Origin of the sequence: Halalkalibaculum sp. DA384, from assembly GCF_043951955.1 — a bacterium.
Classification (GTDB): Bacteria; Bacteroidota; Rhodothermia; order Balneolales; family Balneolaceae; genus JAMQKA01.
In genome coordinates this window covers 14173-40637 of the sequence record NZ_JBINJE010000034.1, presented here as the reverse complement: position 1 = coordinate 40637, position 26465 = coordinate 14173, and the positions used below count along the sequence as shown (strand labels likewise).

The following is a 26465-nucleotide window of genomic DNA, read 5'->3' as shown; positions in this document are numbered from 1 at the left end:
CTTCACCGAGAAAAAGCCCAGCTTGAAGCAAACTTATGTCGATACCGGACAATTGTTGCTATTTTAGCAACCCTTATGTCGAACTCACGTTAAATCAGGATTAGACAAGCGTAAAGCTCTATATTGACCTGGATTGTACGCGGATTCTACAGGCTGATGCCGGCGGTTACATAAAAACTCCGGCTGGGGGATGGAATAATACCCGGTCCGGGATACCCGGTGGCCCTTCTCGTAAAATAGATATTATTGGTCACATTATTGATCCCGGCTTCCAGGCGGAACCAGTTATGATTGTATTTGGCTGAGAGATCCATTACATGGTAGGCCGGGATAATGCCCTCGATCGCTGTGGGAGTTCGGCGGGCGTTGGTGGCGTCAGAAAACTGCTCGCTTACGTAAGAAAACTGCCAGGAGGCTTCGAAGTTTTTCCTGCTGAAGGTCAACCCCGTTTTGAAGTTAACATTCGGCACCAGCTCTACATCATTTCCTTCAATTCCGCTGATGTCGGAATCGGAATATTCGGATGTAATCAGCGCCAGGTTGGTAAACAGGGAGAGCCGCGACGAACGGGTTTCTCCCATGAACAAGCGGTATAGGTTGACCTCTGCAAACGTTTCGAGACCGTAAATTTTGGCGTCGGCCACATTTGTCCGATACCGGAACGTCCGATCTACCAGGCCGTTAAATTTGGGATTCGGCTCCGTTTTCAGGACCGTGCCGATGCGATCTTCGTAGGAAAGATGAAACAGGCTGACATCGTAGTTAAAAAAGGTATCCCGGCTCCCGCGCAGTCCCAGGTCCACATTAAATCCGCGCTCATCCTGCATATTCGGATCCACCTCCAGGCTTCCGACATCCACCCGAATATCGTTAAAGTTGATCGCCCGGTAATTCTGGGAGTAATTGGCATAAACCTCCAGGTTGCTGCTCCCCTTGTAGCTGGCCCCGATTCCGAAAAAGACGAAAGAGCGCTTTCGGTCCCGCTGCTCCTCGATCCGCTCATCCACCAGTATATTTCCGGCCAGGTCTTCCACGATATTGCGATAATACCCGTCCGCTTCGGTCCGGATATATTCAAACCGAACGCCCGGAGTAATGCTTAATTCAGGAGTGATGTTGAATATATTCTCGACAAAAAGCGATCGATTTCGACTCGGCAGATCGAAATCGGATCCCCGAAGGTTATCCGGACTCAGGTAGCTGAAATCGGGATCGCTCCCGTCAGTACCCCGCCCCTGCCGGCGATGGGTAAACCCGTTGTAAAATCGGGTTCCCACCAAGAAAACCGAGAGCTGCTCTCCCAGCGGGTAGCGGTGAATCAGCCGCGTTTCGTTGCCCCAGTTGGTAAAATCGTCTTTCAGCAGGTTGCGGGGTCCTCCAAAATCCAGGCGGTCGATCCGTTCCAGGTTTCCCACCGCGTCGCGCCCCGCCTTCAGCCCGAAAAAGCGCGTGTTCAGCCTGGTTTTTGAACTGAACTCATAATTAGCTTTCAGGGCCAGCAGGTTCCAGTTTACCCGGAACCAGTTCCGCTCGCGGTTCGACTGGCCCGGATCCTCCTCAAACTGGGCGTCCGTCAGTCCCCCGGGCTGATGGGCCAGGTAATGCATGTAGGTGTACTCCGGGTTGATCGTCAGTTTCGGCGTAATGTTGTACTGTACCGAACCGTAAGCCGTGTGCTGGTCAAGCTCAGAATTGGGCCTCCAGCCGTCGCTCTTCTTGTACTGGTAAAACCCGTAATAGTTCATATTTTCCGTTGAGCCACCAACGCTGTTGAACGAGCTCCACATGCCGTAGGAGCCGACCGACTGGTTTGAATTGAGCTGCAGCCGTTCATCTTCGGGACCGTCCTTGAATACAAAATTCAGCAATCCCCCAAACTGGGTACCGTACTGGAGAGAGGCTGCCCCGCGTACAATCTCAATCCGCTTCAGTGCCCGCACGGGCGGGGTATAATAGCTTTCGGGATAACCCAGCGCATCCGCCGCGATATCATAGCCATTCTGGCGCGTATTAAAATTGGAGCTCCTGTTGGGACTCAGTCCCCGCCCGCCGATGCCCAGCTGCACCCCGGCCTCGTCGCTCTGCCAAATATTGAGGCCCGGGACTTTGGCAAAGACTTGCCGGCTGTTGTTGGTGGCTAAGTTGGCGGCGATCTCTTCTACGACCACCACCTCGTTTTTCTTTGACTCGTTGATGGTCACCCCTTCCACTGAGCGCATCCGCGTAATGCCGAACGAGGCCGACTCAGTATCCTCAACGGTCAGTTCACCCAGCGCCCCTTCCAGGACCACAAGCTCAAAGTTGAGGCGGATATCACTTTCCTGAATGGTGATCTCCTTTGTTGTCACTTTTTTGCCGGGATGATACGCCGTAACGGCGTAGGTTCCGGGCTCAAGTCCCGTTATCCTGTACCGCCCTTTTTTGCCGGTTCGATCCTGAAAAGGGGTCGTCGTCGAAAACATGTTCCCGGTCTCCGAAGAGTCCTGTTCGGCGGCCGACGAGACAAACACATACGCCGCAGGCAGGGAATTCCCGGTTTCACTGCTTACCTTTCCGGATATGGTATAGGTTTGCGCAGATGCATAAAAGGGTATCCAGAAGAGAGTTGACAGAAAAAATGCAATTGTAAAACCGTACTTCATTTTCTGTGGCTTCCAAACCAGCTTTGTTGATTCTCGGGAAATGGCAAAATCCAGTCTTTATGATGAAAACCCTGTTCCACTTCGGTCAGATCCACTTCCGGGTCGATCATCAGGGTACTCCGCCGCCCATTGAGCGTCACGTAGGATTCAGCCGTAATCTGCAGATCGTCCATCCCCTCCTTTTGATACTGTTCCTCCAGGTAATGGGCAAACTGCAGAATCATGTCGGGCTGGGTGGACATCATTTTTTCCTGGTTGGGCGTCAGATATTGGTAGTTGGAGACCTGCCACCGATCCCCGGTTTCGGGATTGCGGACATTGAAGGTGGTATTGCCGGCCTTTTCCATCAGCATCACCCGCCAGGAAAAGCGGTATCCCTGCTCCGTCCAGAACAGGTTGCCCGGATACAACGCAAAACGCAGCGGAAGCAAAAGCTGAAGGACAAAGTGGATTACCAAAACTGCCGTCAACACAGAAGCAACCGCAGGACGATAATTAAACGTTTTTGTGCCGGCAGGGCTTTCTCCTGCAACTATTTTACCTCGTTTCACAAAAGATATTCTGCGCCACAGGTCTCCGGTTTTTTCGATGATTTGCTCGTGAAATTCTGCGGAAAAATAGATCAGCGTGCACAATATCATGATGTAGGGAAACATGCCGATCTGGAAAAGGGCAGCGGTCATCAGGTGGAAAACCACAACCGCAGCATAGGCATACCTGCGTGTCGGTTTGTAGAGCAGGAAAAAGACGATGGACAGGTCATAAAAGGCTCCCGCCCAGCTAAAGAGGTAGGCGGTCGCGGGATATTCGAGCAGCGGACCGATCAGCGCCAGGTCGGCATTGGCCGGCAGCCAGATCCGCAGGGGCATGGCGTTGAGCAGCCAGTCGGCATTCAGCTTGGCGGCCCCGGCAAAAAAGTAGACGAGTCCCAACTGAAGTTTAAAAATATTGATCGTCCAGGCCGGTACATATTCGGCACGCAGGCCGGGCTTGCGCAGGAGGTCCAGTGAAAAATAGCGGTTGGCGGGAACCAGTATCAGCAGGAAACTGATGATACTGACAAAATAGTAGTGGTTCAGGTAGTTCGTTTTGTCGATGAGCTCGACATAGGTAAAGGTGAGAAAAAAAAGGACGGAGGCGACCCGGTAATGCCAGCCCAGCATTATAAACAGGGCAGAAAGACCCATCACCAGGAATAGCAGGTACATGCCCGGCTCCCCCAGCGGCTGTACCCATTCAAAGCCGTAAAAGGAGAAAAAATAGTCGGGTTGCACGTAGAGCTCGTAGATCCAGCCGTTCAGGGCAAACCGGACGATGCTGACCAGCATGATACCCCCGAAGATCACCCTGAAAACAGCCAGCGGCGCAATAGGAATATGTCTGCGGAAATACCGCTCTACAATGCCTTCCATTTCTATTGCTCGTTAGTCTCCATCATTATCCTGGTACGTTATTGTCACCCCAAGTACCGAAGTCATATCGGCCTTCAACAGCGTCACTATTTTTTGCAGCTCCTCGAACGAGGTAAGTACCGGTTCATTGTCCTGTTCTATCTGCTGAGACAAGGGATCACTGAGACTGCCGAGCGCCGTTTGCGCATCCGTCAGCTCGGTTTTGATCTCTTCGGAAAGATCCCCGGCTCCCAGGGCTTCGAGATTGTCATCCAGTCCCTCGCCGCCGCCTCCTGTAAAGATCTGTTCCACCTGCCCGAGGTTGGCTTGTGCCAACTCCAGGGAGTATCCGCCGTAGTAGGCTTCCGTAGCGGTGGGACGCTCCACGCCGGCACTTCGCACGCCCGCCGGGATGCCGATTTTACCATCCCGCAGAAAGCGCTCGTAATGCAGCACCAGGCTGTTGATGAGCATGCCGACCGAGCTTCCCACATCGGTGCCCGCATTATTTTCGCTCAGAAACGTACCGATATAATTTCCTCCCGCTTCCCGCCACTCGTCGGCCGTGGTGTCCACCAGATCCTTGACAAAAGCGACGTTATCCAGCAGGTAGGTCATACGGCTCTCGGCATCGGTATTGGCGGTGTACATCGCCAGGATCTCCTCCTCGCTCTCTCCCACCCCGTGCAGCAGGTAACCGAGGGTCGGGAGCCCGGCGGCATCACGACTCTCAATCGTGCCCAGCGTATATTCACCGGTGGAGATATTTTCATTTACCTGTTCCGTGTCGGTGGGATAGGTATTGAGCGAAGCGCGCATCAGCACCGACTCGGCCGGACCAAATTGAAACGGGCTCACATCCTGCCAGGCCAGGCGCATCTCTTTTAACGCCGATTGCAGTGCCTGCAAATGCTCCGGCGTCCGCTCGGCATTAAAATCCGAAGCCGCTGCATCCAGATCACCGGCGGTGGACTGCAGGTTTTCAAAAGCCGGCAGAATGATGTTGTTGCCATAGTTCTGCAGCATGGCAGATCGGTCAAAATCGATCTCCTCGTCATCTGAGGATGTACTGCTGCTGCACGAAGCGACAATGAATACAAGCGTTATTGTGAAAAGTGATAAGAGTAAAGTCGAATAAATCCGCATAACATGAGTGTTTAACAAAAACCCAAACCCCGCGGGTTAATGGGGAAACGGGGTTCGGGATGACGGGTTATATGTGAGCTAAATCGTTATAGCTGATCCTGTACCGGTTCCAGGTCAGGATACAGGTCTACAAGTGTTGCCTTTGCATTGTTCAGTCCGCTGGAGGTTACATTCCAGAAATTGCCGTTTTCCCCGAAATCGCTGTTCAGAATCTGATCAACCTGGTCGGTGCTTATCACCCGCTGGGGACTATATTTCAAGGCATTCACAAAAGCCCAGGCTTCGGAAAGTGCATGAAAAGCCTCTCCCTGGTTACTATTGTTCAGGTGCTGCAGCGTGCTGTTGATGTAGTGTACGGCTGTTGCAGCAGACAACAGCTCCAGGTTTTCGTAAAGTACCTGTACCTGTTCGTCCAGTTCCGTTTGGTTGTCGTTAACGATAGCCGTGCGCCCCCGGATAAAGGCGTCCATAATCGTATCGTTGAAGCCGAGCAGCGGATCAGAGCCGTTGGAATACTTGCTCCAGAAACGGAGCTCGTCGGTGCGGGCGTCCGGCCAGTCGGAGTGAAAATCGACCGGGGCATCGAAATAGCCGTAGGCTTCATCGAAATGGTGCTCCTTGTCGGTGTAATTGGTTCCCTCGCGGAGCTCCTCGTTTTCGACGTTCGGACCGATGCGTTCATCTGTCAGGTACACGTTAAAAATCTGGTTGTAAAAAACAGCCCCCATCAATCCCTTTTCAACGAGCTGGGTAAACTCACGACCCTTTTCATCAACCAGGATGTCGCTGCCACTGTCTTCCCGTTCCAACAGTCCGGCTACGCCGTTTTGAGCGCGAATTCCGGCACTGCCGTTTTCACTGGCGGCTTCGGCATCCGCAAAAAATCCCTCAAAAAGATTGTTGTCGAGATCGGGGGCAAACGTCTTGCTTTTGAGATCGCGGTCGGAAGTAAATGAAAAATGTCCGCCGCCGTTGCCATCCTTGTTTTCGAACATATCCAGCAGTGCCTGCTCAGAGATCACCTCTCCCTGGTGTGCAGTAGAAATGTAGGCTTTCATCTCTTCGACCATGTCGAGCCGGTCGGTCTGCCCTGGATAGGCGACCGTCGATTCCCCATTGCGCGTAAACTCGTAGGTGTCGGGGACTTCAATCTGCTCATTTTCATTATCCTCGCCATCAGAACTGGTGGTATCACAACCGGCGGCTGCAACCAGCAGGACCACCAGCAGCGTTCCAAGACTCTTTAACTTGTATCCTTCTAAAAAATTCATAACACATTTTTTTCTTGCAGTTTCGATTCGACAGCAAGTATAAAACTATTTAGACTAATTATAAATAAGAAAGACAACTTTTCCTACCTCCCATTATCCGGTTTTGCCTACACTTCTGTGAAGTGCCGCTGATTCTGCAATAGCGCCATATTTTTATGCAGCAATATGGCATCGCTATTTCTTCAAGACCGGCAAACATGACTAGTACTTAGTTTCAAAAGTTAGCGTAATTACCAAATCCGGCTGTCAAGCTGACTTTGTAAGGTCGCCCCCTGCGTCCCCTTCAAAAGGTGACGCAGGAGACTTTTTTACGCATGTAACTCGACAATGGCAACTACGCTTTTTCTGATTCCAGGTACCAGTACCTGTATTGCAAAGGGAAAGTTTAAACCTGCTGATATCTCTGCTAATCCTCTGCTTTCCGCTCCCTGTCGTACCCTAGTTCAGGCCCGCTTTCCTGAGCAAATCCAGTGTCCCTTCCAGGTTTTGAAGCTGCTCGTAATCGTATTCAGGGCTCAGCTCAAACGCCTGGTCGGCATCCAGCATAAAGTCCTGCACCTCTACGCCGTCTATCACCGGGTATTCATTAACCGACTGCACGGCAAACGACTGTGCTTCTTCAGAAACCAAAAACTTCAGGAATCGCAGTGCCTGTTCATTTTGATCTGACGTATTAAGCAGCGCGGCCCCCGTAACGAGTGCCAGGTTCCCCAGGTCGCCACTCTCAAAATGGTGCGTTTCGATCGGGGCATCGGGCTGCGGCGTCTGGTCCCCGCTCTTGGCGTCGCCGTATTTCATGCGTAGAACGTAATAGTGATTGGTCAGGCCCATATCAATCTCTCCGCCGACCAGCGCCTGTACCATCGGCGTGTTCGAGCTGTAGGCAACCGGGTTCAGTGCCTTCATACCCTCAATCCAGTCGAGTGTGAATTCCTCTCCTTCGATAATCCGCATAGCGGTAATGAAATCGTAAAAACTGCTGTAGGTCGGCGTCCATCCCACGCGACCTTCAAACTCCGTCATCTCCGTCAGCTCCGATATTGAGGAGGGCAGCTCCTCTTCACTCACATTCTGGGGATTGTAGGCAAGCACCCGGAAGCGTACCGTCACCGGAATCCACTGGCCGGATGAGGCCGTGTAGGAACTGGGAAGGGCAAGGATGGAATCGGGAAGAGCCTGCAGCCGGTTTTCGCTCGAGGCGTTTGCCAGCGCGCCGGTGGTGTTCGCCCAAAAAATATCGGCCGGGCTCTGTTCCCCCTCTTCCGCCAGCAGGGCCAGCAGTTCCGCATCATTTCCGTACCTGACCTCAACCTGCTCGCCGGTCTTTTCATTATACATATCCACCAGATCGTCCACCAACGCCTGGCTGCGGCCAGAGTAGATCACGAGTTCCTCTGATTCCGGTTCTGAGCAGGCGGTCACAATTATCAAAAGGGAAACAAGCAGTATTGGAAATTTACTTTTAAATGAATTCATGATTGTCAAAATATTGCGGTTATTGGATTGTTTTGATCTGAACAGTGTTCGTACTTAAAGGAAAAATCCTTTGGGATATTTTCTAGATCAGCCCTGCCTCGCGCAGCAGGTTGAGGGTTCCGCCCAGGTTTTGCAGGTTTTCATAGTCATATTCCGGGCTGATGTTAATTGCTTTTTCGCTTTCCAGCATGTATTCGGGAAGAGTCACCGTATTGATGACCGGGTACTCGTGCACCACATCCGCGGCATAACGCTGGGCTTCCTCAGAGACGAGAAACCGCAGGAATTCCAGCGCCACCTGATCCTGGTCGGATGTTTGCAGCAGGCTGGCCCCCGTTACCAGTGCCAGATTCCCGATATCGCCCGTTGCAAAATGGTAGGTTTCGACCGGTGCATTTTCATCCACCACCGGTTCGTCAAAATAGACCTCTTCTTCATATTCGCCTTCGGCCCCGCCGTATTTATACTGCAGAATATAGTAGTGATTGGTCAGGGCGATATCGATCTCTCCGGCAATAAGCGCCTGGAGCATCGGGGGATTTGAACTGTAGGAAGACGGATTCAGCTGCTGCATGCCGTCCAGCCACGCCCGCGTCGTTTCCTCCCCTTCCAGGTCGCGCATGGTGGTGATAAAATCGTAAAAACTGGAGTAGGTGGGCGTCCACCCCACGCGGCCCTCAAACCGGGTGGCGCCGGGCAGATCTAAAACCGATCGGGGCAGCTCATCCGGATCCACGCGATCGGGATTGTAGGCCAGCACGCGGAAACGCACCGTTACCGGCAACCACACCCCGGAGGAAGACCTGTAGGAATCGGGTACCTGCAACAGCGTGTCGGGTAGCGTCTTCAGCATCTCAGACTTGTTGGCATTGGCCAGGGCCCCCGTGGTATTGGCCCAGAACAGGTCGGCGGGACTTTGATCTCCCTCCTCCTTCATAACCGCCAGCAGTTCGGCGTCGTTACCGTACCGGACGTCGACGGTGTAACCTGTTTTGGCTTCAAATTTTTTGACCAGGTCGTCAACCAGTGCCCTGCTGCGGCCGGAATACACGACAATACTGTCAGAACCAGACGGAGAGCAGGAGACAAACAGCATTAAAACGGATGCGAAAACGAATAGCCGGGTGATCCTCTGTTTAAACTTCATCTTAATTCCTTTGCTTCATCTTCTATTAATATTTTCATGGTACTGTATATGTGGTTTTGTCAGCCCCAAATTTATAAATTTATTTAGATCAAGTCTAAGTTAATTGTCTTTTATTTATGACAACCGACACTCAACAACCGGCTGTTGCTGTTATCGGCGGAGGGATATCCGGCCTGACTACCGCTTTTTTGCTCAGGAAAAAGGGATTGGAAGTAACAGTATTTGAAAAAAAAGGGTATCCGGGCGGAGTCATAAAAAGTATCCGCAACCAGGGCTGGCTGGTAGAATGGGGTCCCAACACCATCATGGCAAAATCGGAACAGCTTTGGGAGTTGATCAAAGAACTCGACTTGACGGAGCACGTCGTTGAAACGGGAAAAGAGGCCGCAAAGCGATATATCGTCAAGAATGGGCGGCCTGAACCACTGCCGACCTCTGTGGGGGGATTTCTGCGTACGCCCCTGCTTTCGCTGAAAGGAAAATTGCGGATATTCAGGGAACCGTTTATTCCCAAATCGCGGCAGCCCGAAAGTATTGCCGATTTTTTTGAACGGCGCCTCGGCAGGGAGGTACGGGATTACGCAGTTAATCCCTTTGTGGCCGGTATCTATGCCGGGGATCCCCGGCAGCTGTCCATCCGGCATACCCTGTCACGCGTGTATGAGCTGGAACAGCAGTTTGGATCCATTTTTAAAGGAGCGGTAAAATCATCCCGCAGGTCGAAGTCGAACTCGTCGGTCCGGCGCCCGGGACTGATCTCGTTCAAGCGCGGACTGCAAGAGCTTCCCAACCAGCTTGTAAAACAACTGGATTCCTCTATCCGGTTCGGCAGTGCCGCTACCGCCGTCACGCGAAAAGATCGCACATGGGCGGTTACCGTCAACGATGAAGAAACCCACGCGTTTGATTCCATTATTTTTACCGCCCCTCTCCACCAGCTCGACGCCCTCACTTTTGACGTCGAAAAACCGGGATTGATTGACCATCTTGAATCACTCCGGTACGCTCCCATCGCCACGGTAAGCCTGGGATTCAAACGCGAACAGGTTTCCCACCCGCTCGACGGCTTCGGCATGCTGGTTCCCGATGCGGAACCCTTCAACATACTCGGGTGCCTGTTTTCCTCCTCCCTTTTCGGGAACCGTGCCCCCGAAGAACATGTGCTGCTCACCTGCTTTATAGGAGGAGAGCGCCACCCCGGGCATGTTGACTTGCCGAATCCCAAAATAAAAGAGATGGTGACAGACGATCTCGGGCAACTGCTCGGCTGTACCGGGCAGCCACAATTTGAATCTCTGCACCGGTGGAACAGAGCGATCCCTCAATATGGACTCGATCATCAATCTTACCTGGATGCGATGGATGAACTGGAGGAATGCAACCGCGGACTCTATCTGACGGGCAATTTCAGGTATGAAGTCTCTGTTCCCGGATGTATAAGCGGCGCATATGAAACGGCTGACCGCGCAGCTTCGTTTTTGCAATCCAACACGTAACAAGATTTGTTATTTTAAGGAATTGACAGCTCAACATTTGAATACCATTTTCAAGTAAACCAAACAGACACTATTTATGGCGAATGCATATTTCGAAATACGGGAACCCAGCAACGAACCGGTCAACTCGTACGCGCCGGGCACACCCGAACGGTCCGCTTTGAAGGAAGAAATCAACCGGCTAAAAAACCAGGAAATTGAGATTCCCGCCATTATTGGCGGCGAAGCGGTCAAAACCGGACATACCGCTGATGTAGTGATGCCGCACAATCACAGCCACAAACTGGCCTCCGTACATCTTTGCGGAGAAAAAGAGGTGAAAATGGCTGAGGATGCGGCCCTTGAAGCCCGCAAAACATGGGCGGAGATGCCCTGGGAGCAGCGGGTCTCGGTATTCAAAAAGGCCGCCGACCTGCTCTCCGGTCCCTGGCGCTACACGCTCAATGCCGCCACCATGCTCGGGCAGTCAAAAACCCCGCACCAGTCCGAAATTGATGCCGTCGCCGAGCTGGTCGACTTTTTCCGCTACAACTCCTACTACCTGACCCAGATTTACCAGGATCAGCCCTATTCTCCCGATGGCATGTGGAACCGTACCGAATACCGCCCGCTTGAAGGTTTTGTATTTGCCGTTACGCCGTTCAACTTCACCTCTATTGCGGGCAACCTGCCAACCGCCCCGGCCATTTGCGGAAACGTCTCGCTCTGGAAACCGGCCACTTCGTCCATCTATTCCAGTTACTTTGTGATGAAACTGCTGGAGGAAGCCGGTCTCCCCGCGGGTGTTATTAACTTCCTGCCCGGCTCCGGTGCCGATGTGGGAGATCCGGCCACCGACAGCGAACATCTCTCCGGACTCCATTTTACCGGTTCCACCGCTACATTTCAGCTGCTCTGGAAACGAATTGCCGACAACATCAAAAAATATAAGACCTATCCCCGTATTGTGGGCGAAACCGGCGGCAAGGATTTCATCTTTGCTCACCAAACCGCCGATGTGGATGCACTGGTGGTTGCGGCCCTTCGCGCAGCTTATGAGTACCAGGGCCAAAAATGTTCGGCCGCTTCCCGCATGTATATTCCCGAGTCACTCTGGAGTGAATTCAGCGAACAATTCCTCGAAGAGGCCAAAAAAATCAACGTCGGCGATGTCGAAGATTTCAGCACGTTTATGGGGGCCGTTATTGACCAGGGAGCGTTCAACAGCATCACCTCTTATATCGACTACGTCAAAGAATCGGATGATGCGGAAATCCTGTTTGGGGGCGACTATGACGACTCTGAGGGCTTTTTCATACAACCGACACTGGTACAGGCACACGATCCGAAGTTCAAAACCATGCAAGAGGAGATCTTTGGTCCCGTGCTGACGGTGTATGTATATGAGGATGACCAGTTTGAGGAAACGCTTGAGCTGTGCGATACCACTTCGCCCTATGCGCTGACCGGCGCCATTTTTGCCCGGGATCGCGACGTGCTCCAGCAGATGTCGGATTCCCTGAGGCAGGCGGCGGGCAACTTCTATATCAACGACAAGCCGACGGCCGCAGTCGTCAACCAGCAGCCGTTTGGCGGAGCGCGAAAATCCGGAACCAACGACAAGGCCGGGAGTGCCGCCAACCTGATGCGCTGGCTTTCCCCGCGCTCCCTCAAGGAGAGTACGGTTCCTCCCAAAGACTGGACGTACCAATACATGGAGGAAGAATAGGATAGACCTGAAAAAAAAAGAAATGCGACGCACTGTTAAGGTGCGTCGCATTTGGGTTAGGCGACCAGTGCAAATGGGGCTGTCAGCCGCCTATTAAAATTCTTGTTTCAGGCTGTCAACGGTCTCTCTCATGCCGTCGAGCCGACGGTCTATATCCTGTTTGAGCTCCTTCCAGTTTTCTGCAGAGCGTGCCTGCAGCTCCTCGAGATCGTCCTGCAGCTGCTCCCGCTTCTGCTGAAGGCTGTCCAACTGCTTTTGCAGCTCACTCTCCGTTTCACCGGAGGCCTCGCTGATCCTGTTCTTTAGCTGTTCCACCTGCTTGTCAACAGCGTTCAACTGCTCTTTTACACTGTGGACAAATTCGGTTTTGGTCACTTCAATATCTTGCCGAACCGACTCCATGGCCTGCCGACCCTCCTCTTTCATCTCGTTTATTTCATCCTTGGACTGCTGGCTACAGGCAGACAGCATCAGTGCCAAAGTCAATAAAACCAGGGAATAGACAGAATTTCTCATAATAAATTTTGTATTGTAGTGTTCATGTAATGCAGCTGTTGTATGCTGTTACCATGCAGAGCCTTTTTTGTTCCGATTCAAGATATTTCTGAATTCCGCAACATTTTTTAGATATTTAAACCGATTTTTTAACCATACTATTTAAAACATGAACATCAGTATATTGGGTTGTGGCTGGCTGGGGTTCCCCCTGGCTTCCAGCCTTGTGAATGAAGGACATACCGTAAAAGGATCTACTACAACAGAGGAAAAACTTGAGCAGCTCAGCGACGAGGGAATTACTCCCTATCTGCTCAGCCTTGATCCTCAGCTTGAAGGGAATACATCAGCATCCCGGGATTTTTTTGACGCGGACCTGCTGGTTCTCAATATCCCCCCCGGTCGTCGGCGCCCCAACGTTATTGACTTTCACACCTCCCAGATCGCATCTGTGATTGAACATCTGCAGGACGCTCCCGTCCAATCGGTTATTTTTGCCAGTTCCACATCCGTGTACCCCAAAAAGGGAGGCGTCATGGAGGAGGGCGATGCAACGCCCGGCCACGCTACGCGAGATTCCGGGGAAGCGCTGATACAGGCAGAACAGATGCTGATGGACCAAGACCATTTTGATACGACCGTCGTACGGTTTGGAGGACTCTACGGGTACGACCGCCATCCGGCCAATTATCTTGCAGGCAAAAAAGATATCCCCGGTGGAAACGCGCCGGTCAACCTGATTCACCGGGATGACTGCATCAATATCCTGACTGCTATCATTGAAAATGACATCCGGGGAGAGATATTTAATGCGGTCTCGGACGGCCATCCGCCCAAGAACCAGTTTTATAAAATTATTGCTGAACAAGCCGGCCTGGAGCCTCCTTCTTTTCTGCCGGATTCGGACAAAGATTACAAAGTAGTGTCCAACCGAAAGCTTAAAAAAATGCTTGATTATCAATTTGCGTATCCAAATCCGCTGGATGTAGCCCCGGCCTTTTCAGGGTAACTGCATATCGGCATTCTGGCATTTAGCCACCTGCGGGGTACTACGGTTATATAGAACTTTTCAGGCTTCGCGGCTGTTCTTCAGATAAAAATTTTAACCGAAAAGAAACGTGGGCCTCTGCCATGTACTGCGGTTGTAAGGCCGGTTTTAACCACTCGAATTCCTGTAATTCCCCATGAGAGGACTTTGCGAAACATTCGAATCACCGTTCGGAGGGAGTTGTACTCCCACAGTATGTGTTATATATGATGGTCGATGGTCCCCCCCAACCAAGCAGCAGGTTCTGAAAAGGCCTCGACAATTTGATCCTTAAACAAAACTCTGTGTACAATGGAAGAAAAAGTTTATACCTACGACACGGGTGAAGTCACGGTAACGTACGATTCCAGGCGATGTATTCACGCTGAGGAGTGCGTAAAAGGTCTTCAGTCGGTTTTCAACCCAAACAAGCGTCCCTGGATTCAGCCCGAATATGCCACTCCCGAAGAGATTAGGGATGTGGTGCATCGTTGTCCCACCGGAGCACTGCACGTTAAACGGGCTAACACGGGAGAAGAGGATCAGGCAATCCCGGCCCGCAACACGATCAGCGTAAACCCGGATGGGCCGATCTACTTTCGGGGAAACATCGTAGTACAGTCGCAGGAGGGCGATCCTGTGTTACAGGATTCGCGATTCGCTCTTTGCAGATGTGGTGCCTCCGGGAACAAGCCGGCTTGCGACAACTCTCACAAGAAGATCGATTTCAGCGCTTCTTCCCATATTCCCCGCGCCCCTTTCAGCAGTGATCGGCAACAGGAAAAAACAGGAGAGGGAGAAACGCTTATCCTGAAGGTCATGAAAAACGGTCCGCTGCTCGTGGAGGGAAGCTACCAGATCTACTCGACCACTTCACAGCCTGTCAACAGCTCAAAAACCATTGCACTGTGCCGGTGTGGTGGTTCTTCCGATAAACCCTTTTGCGATGGAACGCACAAGGAGATCGGGTTTAACGGTTGACTGGCTGCAACAATGGTCTTTAATTCAGTTGGTTGAAGGGATTTGCAAAACATTTATCCCGCTGGTTTCGCGTTATCATAAACCTGTTGATATAAATAGTAACATCACATACCCTATTCCATGAGTAAACTTTTTCTCTCCATTGGAGCAATCAACGCAGCGCTGGCCGTAATGCTGGGAGCTTTTGGAGCTCACGGTCTCAAAGAGAGACTGACGGTCGATATGCTTGACATATTTGAAACGGCGGTACAGTACCATTTTTACCACGCACTCGGGCTGCTCGCCGTCGGACTGCTGGCCATCCATTATCCAGAGTCCGGCTCTCTAAAATGGGCTGGCTGGCTGATGCTGGCAGGAATTGTGATCTTCTCCGGCAGTCTCTATATACTCAGTATTAGCGGAATCCGGTGGCTCGGGGCAATCACGCCTCTTGGGGGCATCAGCTTTATTGCCGCCTGGGTTCTATTGCTGATCGCCGTGGCAAAAACGAGCTGACGCGATGTATAACTGAATCACCATGCGTGTGCCAGTTGCAGTATATCCAGCAAAGAGAAAGTCCGGATGGCCGGTAACCACGGCACCTCGGCGAGAGATTTAGCGTGATATCACCGGGTGTGAGCCTGGACAGAATCCCTGGTTTTTCGGAGCCATTACACAACTCAATCAAATTTTTAACATAATGAATACTCTCGACGCTTACCGACGACTGATCGCACTCCTGCCCATAATCATCCTGATCGGCGCGCCCGCACTGGCCCAAAATGAAATTGAACGCGAGCGAAACTCGTTGAGAGGAATCGCCGAGATGGGATTTACCGTCAACATCGAGGCTAATGTATCGCTCAACGAAAAGGGGGAGCTTGAAATAAGCTCTATTAAACAGCAGGCCGTCGACAAGCTCAGGGAGGCCGGGCTGACCATTGTTCCGGATCGCGAAATCCGTTCTTCAGCGGATCTTCCCTTTCTCTATATGCACATAAACACGATGGACGCCGGCCGCGGACTGGTGCCATTTTCGATTTCCCTGGATCTCTATCAGCCTGCGCGCCTAACGCTGAACCGTGACCTGCAGACCTCGGTAAGCACCTGGCAAACCGGCCTTGTAGGCATCGTATCGTACGACAGGATGAATGTTATAGGGGAATCCGCTGTTGGTATCCTGGACGATTTTATCAAGGATTATAACAAGGTAAACCTGTAAAATGGTTATTTGTAAATAAAACTAGAAAGAGGGCGAAGAATTTTTTTTATTTAGCCAACCTTTAGTTTTATAAAAATTGTATATCATTAGCAACCCCAAAGTGTTTAAACTTTTATCAAAAGTAACTAGCAGATGAACATCGAAGATTTTCGTGAATACTGCCTTTCTTTTACCGGAGTCACCGAAGGGTACCCCTTCGACGAGGATACACTTGTATTCAAGGTTATGGACAAGATGTTTGCCATGGCCGATGTAGAAAGTTTTGACCATATCAACCTGAAGTGCGATCCAGTCAAAGCCGCCATGCTTCGCGATCTTTACCCGGAAGTGAAGCCGGGCTATCATATGAACAAACGGCACTGGAACTCCATTGATCCCAAGGGAGAACTCGATGACGTGCTAATCAAAGAATGGATTGAAGACTCATACAACCTGGTTGTGGAGAACCTCCCCAGAAAAAAACAGAAGAAACTGGAAGCGATGGAAGAAGAGGACGACTAGCCTGCTTTTCTCACGACAATAAAGTCTGAATTCGTGTAATGCCTTGACAGGAAGCAAGTTACCTTAATTTTAAGGCTGGGATAAATCTCACAGTGTGTAGCGGGCTACGAAATAGTCCCGCCTGCTGCGTTGAAGTTGGAAATCGCCTTGCACACGAACCAATTTCATGGTGAAAAAAGCAGGCTAACACGTACCTTTCACCAGGTACTGGAGTAAAATGCTGCAAAATATTCTGCTCAGCGGTATTGTTCGGATTCTCAACGGTTGGAACCCGAACTCTTTTTCCACAAGCCTGAAAGGCGCTGCAGGCTTTTTTTCTCAAATCTCCATACAAATTCAAACTGTCCAAGGATAAAACCGTAGAACAAAAACAGGATTTGGTAAGCCGGAAAGACGGTGAGAACCCATGCCAGCATCTCCAGCAGGAACGGCGTTTGGTCATTGATACCGAGCCATCCAAACGCAAATTTTCGCACATAGAGGGCGGTAAATCCGGTAATTGAGAAGATAAACAGAATCAGGAGAAGCTCTCCGACCGTCTTTATCTGCCAGCGTTTTTTTAATTTTTCAATCAGCTGATTCATCCGTTGGCACGCTTGTCGAGTGCAGCTTCAATAGACTGGTCGGCTGCTTTTATCGTTTTGTCCAGAAGCTCTTTGGTATGGGTGGTGGCCAGGAACCAGCTTTCAAACGGTGAAGGCGGCAGGTAGACTCCCCGTTTCAGCATTTCATGGAAAAATGCCTTAAACAGCTCTTTGTCAGTCGTGTCTGCAGAGTTGAAATCGGTAACCTTCTGTTCAGTGAAGAATATGCTGCTCATGGAGCCTACGCGATTTACATGGTGGGCGACCTGGTGTCTATTGAGCAGTTCAAGCAGCTCTGCCTGCAGGTAGGCCGCCTTTTTTTCCAGGTCATCATAATGGTGGGGATTCTCATGGAGTTCTGTAAGGAGTGCATACCCTGCGGCCATCGCCAACGGATTGCCCGAAAGCGTGCCCGCTTGATAGACCGGTCCATCCGGCGAAACCACTGACATGACCTCCCGCTTGCCACCAAAGGCACCAACCGGCATCCCGGCTCCTATGATCTTGCCATAGGTCACCAAATCTGCTGTTACGCCGTACCGCTCCTGAGCCCCCCCTTCGGCTACTCGAAAGCCGGTCATCACTTCATCAAAGATGAGAACTATCTCGCGGGCGTCACAAAGTTCACGGAGTCCCTGCAAAAATCCTTTCTTTGGTGGAATGCATCCCATGTTTCCCGCGACCGGTTCCAGGATGATGGCTGCCACTTCATTATCGTGCTTATCCAGCAGCTGCTTGACACTGTTGAGATCGTTGAAATCAGCGATCAGGGTGTCCCGGGCCGTCCCCCTGGTTACTCCCGGACTACTGGGTGATCCGAGCGTCAGGGCACCACTGCCGGCTTTAATCAGGAAAGAATCTCCATGACCGTGATAATTCCCCTCAAACTTGATAATCTTGTCCTTCCCGGTATAACCGCGAGCCACCCGAATGGCGCTCATCGTGGCCTCGGTACCGGAATTCACCATGCGAATTTTATCCACACCGGGTACCATATCCCTGACAAGCTCCGCCATTTTAACCTCAATCTCCGTCGGGGCCCCGAACGAGGTAGACTTCGCTGCCGTTTCCTGCACAGCCTTTACCACCGGTTCCCAGGCGTGCCCCATAATCATTGGTCCCCACGACCCCACAAAGTCGACATATTCCCTGCCGTCGACATCGGTAAGGATGGAGCCCTTGGCTTTCTCCACGAATACGGGCGTTCCACCTACCGAATTAAACGCGCGGGCCGGGGAATTGACTCCGCCCGGAATAAATTTTTGCGCTCGTTTAAATAATTTTTCGCTCTTCTCTAACATAACATTGGTAAAACTTTTCTGTTTGCCAGGAACGCGGTTAATCGTGTTTCCTGGTTCAGATTATTTCCTGTTCAACAATTTCGAAGCCGCCTTGGCGAAATAGGTGGCGATCAGATCGGCGCCGGCTCGTTTAAAACCGATCAGCGCCTCCATCATCGCCTCCTCTTCATCCAGCCAGCCGTTGGCGGCAGCGGCCTTTAACATAGCGTATTCCCCGGAAACATTGTATACTGAAACCGGCAGCTGCACCGACTCCTTCACCGCCCTGATCACATCCAGGTACGGGAGGCCGGGTTTGACCATCACAATATCGGCGCCCTCCTGTTCGTCCATCCGGGCCTCTTTAACTGCTTCGCGCACATTCGAGGGATCCATCTGGTAGGTCTTCTTGTCGCCGAATCCGGGAGCGGAATCCAGCGCGTCGCGAAACGGCCCGTAATAGCTGGAGGCATACTTGGCGCTGTAGGCCATAATGCCGGTGTGCTTGAAGCCGTCGTCATCCAGGGCGTCGCGCATGGCACCGATGCGGCCGTCCATCATGTCGGAAGGGGCCACATAATCTGCACCCGCTCTTGCATGACTTACGGCTATTTCAGCCAGCACTTCGACCGACTCGTCATTCAAAATTTCACCCTCTTCAACTATCCCGTCGTGGCCATAGCTGCTGTACGGGTCCAGCGCGATATCGGTCATCACCAGCATATCGGGAAATTCTTTCTTGATCGTTCTCACCGACCTCTGCATCAGTCCTTGCTCATTCAGCGCTTCAGTCCCTTTATTATCCTTTTTGTCGTCCGGTACCTTCACAAAAACCAGCACGGATCGAATCCCAACCTCTTTCAGCTCCCGAATTTCATCCATCAGCAGGTCCAGCGTGTAGCGGAAGTAGTCGGGCATGGAGGGGATCTCTTCTTTCATGTTTTCCCCCTCCATCACAAATACCGGGGCGATAAAATCGGCCGGCTTCAGGTGGTTTTCGGCCACCATATCGCGGATGGCGCTGCTGATTCGTAATCTTCGCGGCCGTTGGTAAGGAAATTGTCCGTATGGCATAATCTAAAATTAGTTATTTAACGGAACGCGGATAACGCTGATTAGGCGGATATTCCCTGATTATATCTATCTGCGATGATCCGTCCATTCGGTGTCATCCGCGTTCTATTTCTGATCTTCGAATCCAATCCAGTCAATGGGATTTTTCAGGCGCTTCAATAGATACGCTTCTCGGCTGTTTTCTTCAACCTGGAAATCGTAATCCCACCGTACGCGCGGGGGCAGACTCATCAGGATTGATTCGGTACGCCCGTCCGTTTTGAGTCCGAACAGCGTGCCCCGGTCGTGAATCAGGTTAAACTCCACATAGCGACCGCGCCGTATCTCCTGGAAATAGCGCTGTTTATCATTATATGGCTCATCCCTGCGGCGCTTCACAATGGGAACGTAGGAATCCAGGAAAACCTTGCCCGCATCGGTGGTGAAGGCGTACCAGTCTTCGGCTGAATAATTTTCGGAGGGACGCAGGTAGTCAAAAAACAAGCCCCCTATACCGCGGGCTTCTCCACGGTGAGTATTATAGAAGTACTCGTCGCACTCTTTCTTGAACCTTGGATAGAGCCCATCTCCGTGTCGATCGCACACCTCTTTGAACACGCGGTGAAAATGGACGGCGTCTTCATCCCACAAATAGTAGGGGGTCAGATCCGCCCCTCCGCCGAACCACTGGTCGCGAATTTCGCTCATATTTTGGTCATCGTAGAGCTCAAAATAACGGAAATTGGCGTGCACCGTAGGCACCATCGGACTTTGGGGATGTATGACGAGAGAAATACCGCCGGCCCAAAACCAGCCCTGTTCCACGTCAAATCGCTGGCGAATCAGCTCCGGGAGTTCTCCATACACCGTTGAAACATTCACTCCCCCTTTCTCAAAAAGATCTCCTTTTTCAATGACACGGGTGTGGCCTCCACCTCCGCCTTCGCGCTCCCAATCATCATGGCGGAACTGGGCTTTCCCGTCCAGCCCCTCCAGCGTAGTACAAATTTCGTCCTGAAGATCGTAGATAAATTGAATAAATCGTTCTTTGATCGGGCGCTCGGGGTCCCCCTTCGAAGGGGGTGCAGGGGGATGGCGATCCGGTGAATTCTGTTGGTTATTTCGGATTATACTGTTTCCTGTCATTTTTTTTCAACTATCTGATTTGCTTAGCTTAATGCGTTTAGAGGACAGGAGGATTAACCCTGGTTCTAGCGAATTAGATGACTAAAACAAGCTGATAACCGGTAAACGCACTATCGTAATAACTAATTTATCTGGTCATCCCCCTCAATCCCCTTCGAAGGGGACTCTCAAATGCGTCTGTGCTAATCTGTGGTACCGTATTCCTTGACAGTATCGATGAAGGCGCGGGCGTGATCTACGGGCACATTCGGTAAAATACCGTGGCCGAGATTGGCGATGTATTTATCTTTGCCGAACCGTTCGATCATTCGCCTGGTTTGGCGCTTAATATCATCGATGGGCCCCAGCAGTTTTGTGGGGTCCAGGTTGCCCTGCAACGTCAGCCGGTTGCGCGTGGCTTCACGGGCGTATTCCGGGGTGATGGTCCAGTCTATACCCAGGGCCGCGGCGTTGCTTCTGAAACTAAGGCGCTCCAGGGCGTACCAGCTGCCCTTGGCAAAAAGGATCACCGGCACTTCGTCGATCTCCTCCGCGATCTCCATAAGCGACGGCATCGCCCATTCGTTGAAATCTTCTGGACCAAGCAATCCGGCCCAGGAATCAAACACCTGTACCGCCTGGGCGCCGGCCTCGACCTGTGCTCTCAGGTAGTCGATAGTAGCACGGGTCAGCTCCTTGAGGACATGCCGGGCCGCGTTGGGGTGTTGATACAGAAACGCCTTGGCCTTGTCGAAATTCTTGGATCCCTCTCCCTGTACCATATAGCAGAACAGCGTCCATGGTGCCCCTGCAAAGCCGATCAGCGGGACACGTCCGTTCAGCTCATTCCGGGTCAGGGTGATCGCCTCCATCACGTGATGCAGCTTCTCCGGCACATCCTGCGATAGTATGGCAAACGCATCATCCGTCGACTCAATCGGGTTGTGCAGCACCGGACCCTTGCCTGATACCAGCTCCACATCGATTCCCAATGCCTGGGGAACGGTCAGAATATCTGAAAAAATAATGGCCGCATCGGGCTCCAGCTCATCGATCGGCTGGAGGGTGATTTCACACGCCAGCTCGGGGGTCTCCACCCTTTCAAAGAAGCTGTATTTTTCGCGGATTTTCATGTATTGCGGCAGGTAACGGCCCGCTTGCCGCATCATCCAGACAGGTGGTCGTTCTACTTCTTCTCCCCGCAAGGCGCGCAAAAAGAGATCGTTTTTAAGAGCTGGAAAGGTTTCTTTCATACAATGCTTTTTAAGTGGTCATGCAATTTTGTTAACAGTTACTGCTGATTCTTTGAACCTGAGCCGAGTGCCAATTTACATAATTCGTGATACGCAATATTAGAGATGATTCAACCCGGCACAGTATCCATCGCGGGCTACTTCACTTTTTCTTTGCTGAACAGGTAATTTGAAACGTTCCTCAACAGTGTTTCGGTTGAGGGTTCATCCGCAATTTTCACCAATTGTCCCGAGGCTTTCTCCAATGCTTCCCCGGTTGTAGAACCAATGGCGAACAACGCGGGAAGATTTCCTGCATCCTCAAATCCCTGCCCTTTGGCAAACCCTTCCACGGCACTGGGACTGTAAAACAATATGGCCGAAATTGGTTCTTCCGGCAGGTATACTTCGTTGATAATGGTCTTGTATACCTCGAGCTCAGTCACTTCAATTCCCGCTTTCCCAAGCCCGTTGACGAGCTCCGGGCGACTCAAATTCCCGTGAAAGTAGAGCACTGCATCTGTTTTTCCTTCATCCGCGATCAGACGAGCCAGGTGCTCAGCGTCTTGTGTTATCGGAATTTTTGCATCAAGTCCGAGTTCCCGGAGGGCCCCCTGCGTCTTGCTGCCGACGGCAAAAAGCTGCGTCTCGGGCCGCACTTGCAATCCGGCGTTTATCAACTGCTCCAACGCTTTAACGCCGTTACTGCTGGTAAAAACCCACTCCGCCCTGGGGTTCTCGTTGATCACGCGCAGTACATCATTCCAATATTCGGGAAATTCAAATTCCAGTGCCGGCTTAATTATGGGATTCAGTCCGAGTACCCGCGCGTACTCAATCTCCTGGCCCGAAAGCGGTCGCGTGACGAGTATGTTCTGCTTGTCGTGTCGCATGGTGATCAGTGGCAGTAGTCAGTGTGTCAGTGAACAATCCAGCTCGAAACGCTGCTTCGTTTGTATCAAGTTCTCGAAGCAGCGCTTCGAGCTACAAACATCATACCTGTGTGTCTGTCGCGAGTGTCTCGCTCGTGCCACAACACAAGTCTTCAATAGCACGAGCGGGACGTTCGCGCTATTTCGGTAGTATCTTTTTGTGGATTTCTTATTCTTCCTGTTCCGTTTCCTTCATCTGGTCGATCACTTTGGAGGCGCCCTGCTCCAGCAGCTCCTCCGCCGCGCGGTGTCCTAATTCTGCTGACCGGTCTACCGGCTCGGTGATCTCAAAATCAAACCGCTCGCTGCCATCCAGCATCAGGGCTACGGCTTTGAAGTGCAGCATGTCACCCTCGATTGAGGCATATCCGCCGACGGGCGCACTGCATCCGGCTTCCATGTCGTGCAGGAAATCGCGCTCAACGCGGGTGCATAGTTCCGTCTCACGGTGGTTCAGGTCGTTCAGCTGCCGTTGCAGCACCAGGTCCTCCTCCCGGATCATCACGGCCATGGCTCCCTGGGCGGCCGCGGGCACCATCCAGTCGAGGTAGGCGCTAATATGCTCGCCCAGCCCGATACGCGTGAGTCCCGCCGCAGCGAAAATAGCCGCGTCCCATGCGTTCTCCTCCACCTTTCGGAGACGCGTGTTCACGTTGCCACGGATGTTGGTGATGGTGTGGTTGGGATAGCGATTGAGCCACTGCGCGCGCCTGCGGTTACTGCTGGTGGCGATGGTTGCTTCACAGTCTGTATCTTCCAAAAAATCGGTGCCACCAGGCGCAACCAGTGTGTCCCGCGCATCGGCCCGTTCGAGTACAGCGGCCACTTTCAGGGGCAGCGGGTTTTCTGTGGGAAGATCTTTGTAGGAGTGGACCGCCAGGTCGATCTCGTCGTTCAAAAGGGCATCGTCCAGCGCCTTGGTGAACACGCCCTTGCCCCCCATTTCGGTGAGCGGCGTGGTGAGATCGATATCCCCCTCCGACTTAACGAAAACAAGCTCGGTTTCATGGCCGAGCCTGGAGAGCTGTCGGGCAACCGTTTTCGCTTGCCAGGTTGCCAGTTCGCTTTCGCGCGTGCCGATACGAAGCCTCTTTCGTTTAATCATGATTCCGGTCGGTTTCCAGCTTGAACATATCGTTAACGACCCTGGTCACCTGTTCCGATTCATGGTGATCGCGCAGGTGTTCAATTGAATAGGCGGCAATTTTGTTGACGATACGACGGGTCAGGTTTTCGACTTTGTCACGATCGCTGTCCTTGATCTTGTTCTTGAAAAAGTCGAACTCATCCTCCCGGATCGACTCAAACTTGCTCGTCAGCGCCTTGATTGTTGGCACCACTTTCTGGACGCTCAGCCAGTTCTGGTAGTCGGTAACTTCGTCTTCAATAATTTTTTTTACCAGTGGGATGTTTTCTTCCCGCTTTTGGTAGGCATCATCGGTTACATCCGCCAGGAAATCCATATTTGCGAGATCGACAAAATCGAGCGAACCGACCTGAGGATCGATGTTGCGGGGTACCGAAAGATCGAGCATCACCTTGAACCGGCCCCGGGCTTTCGAGTGTTCCATATCCTCCAGCGTGATAACCGGCTCCGAAGCACCTGTAGCGACAATGACCAGGTCCGACTCATCAATCTGCCGGGGCAGGTTGTCATAATCGGCCACTTCCAGGTCATATTTGTCGGCCACAAATTCAGCGCGATCGCGCGTGCGGTTCACCAGCGTCACTTTCCGGGCTCCCAAACTCACCAGGTTCTTGCAGGTCACCTTACCGATTTTCCCGGTGCCGATCAGCAGGATATTTTTATCGGTGAGGCTCTCAAACGTTTTCATTGCAAACTGCACGGCGGCGTAGGCCGTCGTGGCAGCCCCTTCGCCCAGGGAGGTTTCATTACGCGATCGCTTGTGGGCACGGAACACATGCTGCATCAGCCGGTGCAGCTCGCCGGAGACCGCATCTTTTTCAGAGGCAAATTCGTAGCCCTCTTTGACCTGGTTGACAATTTGCAGGTCGCCTAAAATCTGGGAATCGAGTCCCACGGTAACCTGGAACAGGTGATCGACCGCCGGGCGGCCCACTTTTTCAAACCCGTAGCTGTGAAACTGGTCCAGCGAGGCATCGGAATAGGTGATCAGCAGGCGTATGAGCTCTTCGGGGGACGTATCCTTCGCAAATATCTCCGTGCGGTTGCAGGTGGAAACCACGAACAGGCTGTTAACACCTTCACGCAGCGCTCCTTCTATCAGCTCCTGTTTTTGCTGGTCGCTGAGGCTGAATTTTTCACGTACTTCAATAGCAGCCTCCCAGTGGTTGACACCGACCACACAAAAATCACCAAGTTCCTGATCAACCTGTTGCATCATGCTATGCTGTTACCTTCTCTTCACTGTCTGTTTCAGTTTGCTGTTGCGGAAGCAGATGACCCACTTTTTTGATCACTTCATCTGAAAGCGCCTGGATGTAAGAGGGATGATCGTTAATTCCTTTCATTACGGCCAGGTTTTCAAATTCATATCCTTCCTCTTCCAGGTCCTCCACCAGCTCCACGCCGAGCTCGTAGAGTGTTTCAATATGATCGGTTACAAAAGCGATCGGCACCATGAGGAAGTTTTTTATTCCATATTCCAGGTGGCGCTCCACCAGTTCGGCCGTGTTGGGCTGGGTCCATTTCTGCGGCCCCACTTTCGACTGGTACCCCAGCCAGTACGGCTCCTCATAATCTCGAAGCTCCATGATCGCTTCCATCGTCTCCTTGATTTCGGCGGTGTAGGGATCGCCGCTTTTGACCTCCAGCAGCGGGGTACCGTGTGCGCTGAAAATCAGGTGCGTTTTATTGCGCGTCTCCTCGTCCATCGCATCCAGCGCCTCGTCGATGCGGCTGTTCATCGCCTCCAGGTAATGGGGATTCAGGTAATAGTTCTTCACGTGAAACTCTTTCCAGGGCGTGCTGCTGCCAAACTTCTGATCCCGCTTGGTCTCCCAGTCCCTGAAGCTGCTGCCAGTGGTGGTCCACGAAAACTGCGGGTAGAGCGGAACCATCACCGCGTGCGTGATGCCGTCGTCCACCATATCCTGCATCGTCGTTTCGGCAAACGGCACAAAGTACCGCATGCAGGTGTAGACTTTTGCATCTACATCGGCCGGCAACGTGTTCTTCAGATGCTTTTCCAGGCCGCGCCGCTGTTTTTCCGTCAAACTGTTGATGGGAGAACAACATGTTGAAACGACACTGTTTTTTCGGTTTGGGCAGTGTTTGTTTCCGGTGCATCCTTTGGAACAGCCGTTAATCTCTTCATAATCCTCGGCCACATTGGGAGCGCGGAACTTTGATATGATCTTTGCAAAAAAGTCCTGCACCCTGCCGCCGCCCATTTTTATGATATCTTCATCGCGGAACAGGTTGTACAGGAACGGGCGTACATACTCTTCACCGGTGGGACCACCGAGATTCATCAGGACCACACCCAGTTTTATGTTCTGATCTGCCATAAACAAATAATTCTTCTACGTATCCGGTTAACTGATAGAGGCCTTTGCAGGTCCTCTGATAGGAATAAACCCAAACGACGTAACATGCCTTTTTCAAGCTCCTAAATAAATAAATCTTTTGTGAAGGGAATTTGAAGAGCAGGGGACCACCTTTATTTAGAATCGATCTATACAGATAATGTGAGTAGCCAACCTCCAATACCGGCCTCGCAGAACATTCCAGAAGTCTGCGGGACTATTGGCTGGCAGAGAAGCCTTCGCGGATAGCCATTTCCCGTCGCCGGC

The 26465-nt window shown here is 51.9% G+C and carries 23 protein-coding genes; 7 read left to right on the top strand and 16 right to left on the bottom strand.

Translation table 11 applies throughout. From position 1 onward, the window contains the following. Window positions 1–146: 146 nt before the first annotated feature. From ACG2E4_RS15490 to ACG2E4_RS15465, 6 genes are all read right to left on the bottom strand, one after another. A complete protein-coding gene (locus ACG2E4_RS15490) occupies window positions 147–2642 on the bottom strand; it encodes a TonB-dependent receptor domain-containing protein (protein ID WP_395277135.1) in 2496 nt (831 codons plus the stop codon). Next, complete coding sequence (locus ACG2E4_RS15485; RefSeq protein WP_395277134.1) at window positions 2639–4054, bottom strand: HTTM domain-containing protein; 1416 nt, start codon at window positions 4052–4054, stop codon at window positions 2639–2641. Before ACG2E4_RS15485 ends, ACG2E4_RS15490 begins: the two co-directional genes overlap by 4 nt. Window positions 4055–4066: 12 nt before the next feature. Continuing rightward, entirely contained in the window at window positions 4067–5059 is a 993-nt protein-coding gene (locus ACG2E4_RS15480; RefSeq protein WP_395277133.1) for an imelysin family protein, read from the bottom strand. 206 nt (window positions 5060–5265) lie between these two features. Beyond that, on the bottom strand, window positions 5266–6450 hold the full coding sequence (locus ACG2E4_RS15475) for a DUF4856 domain-containing protein (RefSeq protein ID WP_395277132.1): 1185 nt from the start codon (window positions 6448–6450) through the stop codon (window positions 5266–5268). A gap of 438 nt (window positions 6451–6888) precedes the next feature. Then, window positions 6889–7926 (bottom strand): extracellular solute-binding protein, encoded by a 1038-nt coding sequence (locus tag ACG2E4_RS15470; RefSeq protein WP_395277131.1) that lies wholly within the window; start codon window positions 7924–7926, stop codon window positions 6889–6891. Between the two features lie 82 nt (window positions 7927–8008). Then, window positions 8009–9073 carry an extracellular solute-binding protein gene (locus tag ACG2E4_RS15465; RefSeq protein WP_395258195.1) on the bottom strand — a complete coding sequence of 355 codons (1065 nt, stop codon included), beginning with the start codon at window positions 9071–9073 and terminating at the stop codon, window positions 8009–8011. 116 nt (window positions 9074–9189) lie between these two features. Here ACG2E4_RS15465 and hemG point away from each other — a divergent pair, with 116 nt between their 5' ends. Together hemG and pruA are read left to right on the top strand one after the other, a co-directional pair. Next, complete coding sequence (gene hemG / locus ACG2E4_RS15460; protein ID WP_395277130.1) at window positions 9190–10569, top strand: protoporphyrinogen oxidase; 1380 nt, start codon at window positions 9190–9192, stop codon at window positions 10567–10569. 76 nt (window positions 10570–10645) lie between these two features. Next, complete coding sequence (gene pruA, locus ACG2E4_RS15455) at window positions 10646–12277, top strand: L-glutamate gamma-semialdehyde dehydrogenase (protein ID WP_395277129.1); 1632 nt, start codon at window positions 10646–10648, stop codon at window positions 12275–12277. A 93-nt stretch (window positions 12278–12370) separates the two neighbouring features. Here pruA and ACG2E4_RS15450 read toward each other — a convergent pair whose 3' ends face one another. Continuing rightward, window positions 12371–12793, bottom strand: a complete 423-nt coding sequence (locus tag ACG2E4_RS15450; RefSeq protein WP_395258203.1) for a hypothetical protein — start codon at window positions 12791–12793, stop codon at window positions 12371–12373. Between the two features lie 148 nt (window positions 12794–12941). Between ACG2E4_RS15450 and ACG2E4_RS15445 the strand changes: the two genes are divergently transcribed. The 5 genes from ACG2E4_RS15445 (at window position 12942) to ACG2E4_RS15425 (ending at window position 16482) form a co-directional block, all read left to right on the top strand. Next, window positions 12942–13781: an SDR family oxidoreductase gene (locus tag ACG2E4_RS15445; protein ID WP_395277128.1), complete on the top strand. Its 840-nt coding sequence runs from the start codon at window positions 12942–12944 to the stop codon at window positions 13779–13781. 330 nt (window positions 13782–14111) lie between these two features. Continuing rightward, complete coding sequence (locus ACG2E4_RS15440; RefSeq protein ID WP_395277127.1) at window positions 14112–14780, top strand: CDGSH iron-sulfur domain-containing protein; 669 nt, start codon at window positions 14112–14114, stop codon at window positions 14778–14780. 120 nt (window positions 14781–14900) lie between these two features. After that, window positions 14901–15275: a DUF423 domain-containing protein gene (locus ACG2E4_RS15435; RefSeq protein ID WP_395277126.1), complete on the top strand. Its 375-nt coding sequence runs from the start codon at window positions 14901–14903 to the stop codon at window positions 15273–15275. A gap of 184 nt (window positions 15276–15459) precedes the next feature. Then, window positions 15460–15981, top strand: a complete 522-nt coding sequence (locus tag ACG2E4_RS15430; protein WP_395277125.1) for a hypothetical protein — start codon at window positions 15460–15462, stop codon at window positions 15979–15981. A gap of 132 nt (window positions 15982–16113) precedes the next feature. After that, on the top strand, window positions 16114–16482 hold the full coding sequence (locus ACG2E4_RS15425; RefSeq protein WP_395258216.1) for an MmcQ/YjbR family DNA-binding protein: 369 nt from the start codon (window positions 16114–16116) through the stop codon (window positions 16480–16482). Window positions 16483–16739: 257 nt separating this feature from the next. Here the strand turns inward: ACG2E4_RS15425 and ACG2E4_RS15420 are convergent, their stop codons facing one another. The 9 genes from ACG2E4_RS15420 to hemH form a co-directional block, all read right to left on the bottom strand. Beyond that, window positions 16740–17066 (bottom strand): DUF6787 family protein, encoded by a 327-nt coding sequence (locus tag ACG2E4_RS15420; RefSeq protein ID WP_395258219.1) that lies wholly within the window; start codon window positions 17064–17066, stop codon window positions 16740–16742. Continuing rightward, window positions 17063–18367, bottom strand: coding sequence for a glutamate-1-semialdehyde 2,1-aminomutase (hemL, locus tag ACG2E4_RS15415; protein WP_395277124.1), 1305 nt, complete (start codon window positions 18365–18367; stop codon window positions 17063–17065). The genes ACG2E4_RS15420 and hemL overlap by 4 nt, the downstream gene beginning before the upstream one ends. Before the next feature lie 60 nt (window positions 18368–18427). Next, window positions 18428–19420 carry a porphobilinogen synthase gene (gene hemB / locus ACG2E4_RS15410; RefSeq protein ID WP_395277123.1) on the bottom strand — a complete coding sequence of 331 codons (993 nt, stop codon included), beginning with the start codon at window positions 19418–19420 and terminating at the stop codon, window positions 18428–18430. A 105-nt stretch (window positions 19421–19525) separates the two neighbouring features. Next, window positions 19526–20452, bottom strand: coding sequence for an oxygen-dependent coproporphyrinogen oxidase (gene hemF / locus ACG2E4_RS15405; RefSeq protein WP_395277136.1), 927 nt, complete (start codon window positions 20450–20452; stop codon window positions 19526–19528). Between the two features lie 275 nt (window positions 20453–20727). After that, window positions 20728–21777 carry a uroporphyrinogen decarboxylase gene (gene hemE / locus ACG2E4_RS15400; protein ID WP_395258227.1) on the bottom strand — a complete coding sequence of 350 codons (1050 nt, stop codon included), beginning with the start codon at window positions 21775–21777 and terminating at the stop codon, window positions 20728–20730. Window positions 21778–21914: 137 nt separating this feature from the next. Further along, complete coding sequence (locus ACG2E4_RS15395) at window positions 21915–22649, bottom strand: uroporphyrinogen-III synthase (protein ID WP_395258230.1); 735 nt, start codon at window positions 22647–22649, stop codon at window positions 21915–21917. A 208-nt stretch (window positions 22650–22857) separates the two neighbouring features. Further along, window positions 22858–23793, bottom strand: coding sequence for a hydroxymethylbilane synthase (gene hemC / locus ACG2E4_RS15390; RefSeq protein WP_395258233.1), 936 nt, complete (start codon window positions 23791–23793; stop codon window positions 22858–22860). Beyond that, complete coding sequence (gene hemA / locus ACG2E4_RS15385) at window positions 23786–25054, bottom strand: glutamyl-tRNA reductase (protein ID WP_395258235.1); 1269 nt, start codon at window positions 25052–25054, stop codon at window positions 23786–23788. The genes hemC and hemA overlap by 8 nt, the downstream gene beginning before the upstream one ends. 1 nt (window position 25055) lies before the next feature. Further along, window positions 25056–26180 carry a ferrochelatase gene (gene hemH / locus ACG2E4_RS15380; RefSeq protein ID WP_395277122.1) on the bottom strand — a complete coding sequence of 375 codons (1125 nt, stop codon included), beginning with the start codon at window positions 26178–26180 and terminating at the stop codon, window positions 25056–25058. Window positions 26181–26465: the final 285 nt, after the last annotated feature.

Excerpts from the sequence above, each read along its gene's own strand:
- ACG2E4_RS15490 (WP_395277135.1), bottom strand. The coding sequence starts at position 2,642 with ATGAAGTACGGTTTTACAATTGCATTTTTTCTGTCAACTCTCTTCTGG.
- ACG2E4_RS15485 (WP_395277134.1), bottom strand. The coding sequence starts at position 4,054 with ATGGAAGGCATTGTAGAGCGGTATTTCCGCAGACATATTCCTATTGCG.
- ACG2E4_RS15480 (WP_395277133.1), bottom strand. The coding sequence starts at position 5,059 with ATGCTGCAGAACTATGGCAACAACATCATTCTGCCGGCTTTTGAAAAC.
- ACG2E4_RS15475 (WP_395277132.1), bottom strand. The coding sequence starts at position 6,450 with ATGAATTTTTTAGAAGGATACAAGTTAAAGAGTCTTGGAACGCTGCTG.
- ACG2E4_RS15470 (WP_395277131.1), bottom strand. The coding sequence starts at position 7,926 with ATGAATTCATTTAAAAGTAAATTTCCAATACTGCTTGTTTCCCTTTTG.
- ACG2E4_RS15465 (WP_395258195.1), bottom strand. The coding sequence starts at position 9,073 with ATGAAGTTTAAACAGAGGATCACCCGGCTATTCGTTTTCGCATCCGTT.
- hemG (WP_395277130.1), top strand. The coding sequence starts at position 9,190 with ATGACAACCGACACTCAACAACCGGCTGTTGCTGTTATCGGCGGAGGG.
- pruA (WP_395277129.1), top strand. The coding sequence starts at position 10,646 with ATGGCGAATGCATATTTCGAAATACGGGAACCCAGCAACGAACCGGTC.
- ACG2E4_RS15450 (WP_395258203.1), bottom strand. The coding sequence starts at position 12,793 with ATGAGAAATTCTGTCTATTCCCTGGTTTTATTGACTTTGGCACTGATG.
- ACG2E4_RS15445 (WP_395277128.1), top strand. The coding sequence starts at position 12,942 with ATGAACATCAGTATATTGGGTTGTGGCTGGCTGGGGTTCCCCCTGGCT.
- ACG2E4_RS15440 (WP_395277127.1), top strand. The coding sequence starts at position 14,112 with ATGGAAGAAAAAGTTTATACCTACGACACGGGTGAAGTCACGGTAACG.
- ACG2E4_RS15435 (WP_395277126.1), top strand. The coding sequence starts at position 14,901 with ATGAGTAAACTTTTTCTCTCCATTGGAGCAATCAACGCAGCGCTGGCC.
- ACG2E4_RS15430 (WP_395277125.1), top strand. The coding sequence starts at position 15,460 with ATGAATACTCTCGACGCTTACCGACGACTGATCGCACTCCTGCCCATA.
- ACG2E4_RS15425 (WP_395258216.1), top strand. The coding sequence starts at position 16,114 with ATGAACATCGAAGATTTTCGTGAATACTGCCTTTCTTTTACCGGAGTC.
- ACG2E4_RS15420 (WP_395258219.1), bottom strand. The coding sequence starts at position 17,066 with ATGAATCAGCTGATTGAAAAATTAAAAAAACGCTGGCAGATAAAGACG.
- hemL (WP_395277124.1), bottom strand. The coding sequence starts at position 18,367 with ATGTTAGAGAAGAGCGAAAAATTATTTAAACGAGCGCAAAAATTTATT.
- hemB (WP_395277123.1), bottom strand. The coding sequence starts at position 19,420 with ATGCCATACGGACAATTTCCTTACCAACGGCCGCGAAGATTACGAATC.
- hemE (WP_395258227.1), bottom strand. The coding sequence starts at position 21,777 with ATGAAAGAAACCTTTCCAGCTCTTAAAAACGATCTCTTTTTGCGCGCC.
- ACG2E4_RS15395 (WP_395258230.1), bottom strand. The coding sequence starts at position 22,649 with ATGCGACACGACAAGCAGAACATACTCGTCACGCGACCGCTTTCGGGC.
- hemC (WP_395258233.1), bottom strand. The coding sequence starts at position 23,793 with ATGATTAAACGAAAGAGGCTTCGTATCGGCACGCGCGAAAGCGAACTG.
- hemA (WP_395258235.1), bottom strand. The coding sequence starts at position 25,054 with ATGATGCAACAGGTTGATCAGGAACTTGGTGATTTTTGTGTGGTCGGT.
- hemH (WP_395277122.1), bottom strand. The coding sequence starts at position 26,180 with ATGGCAGATCAGAACATAAAACTGGGTGTGGTCCTGATGAATCTCGGT.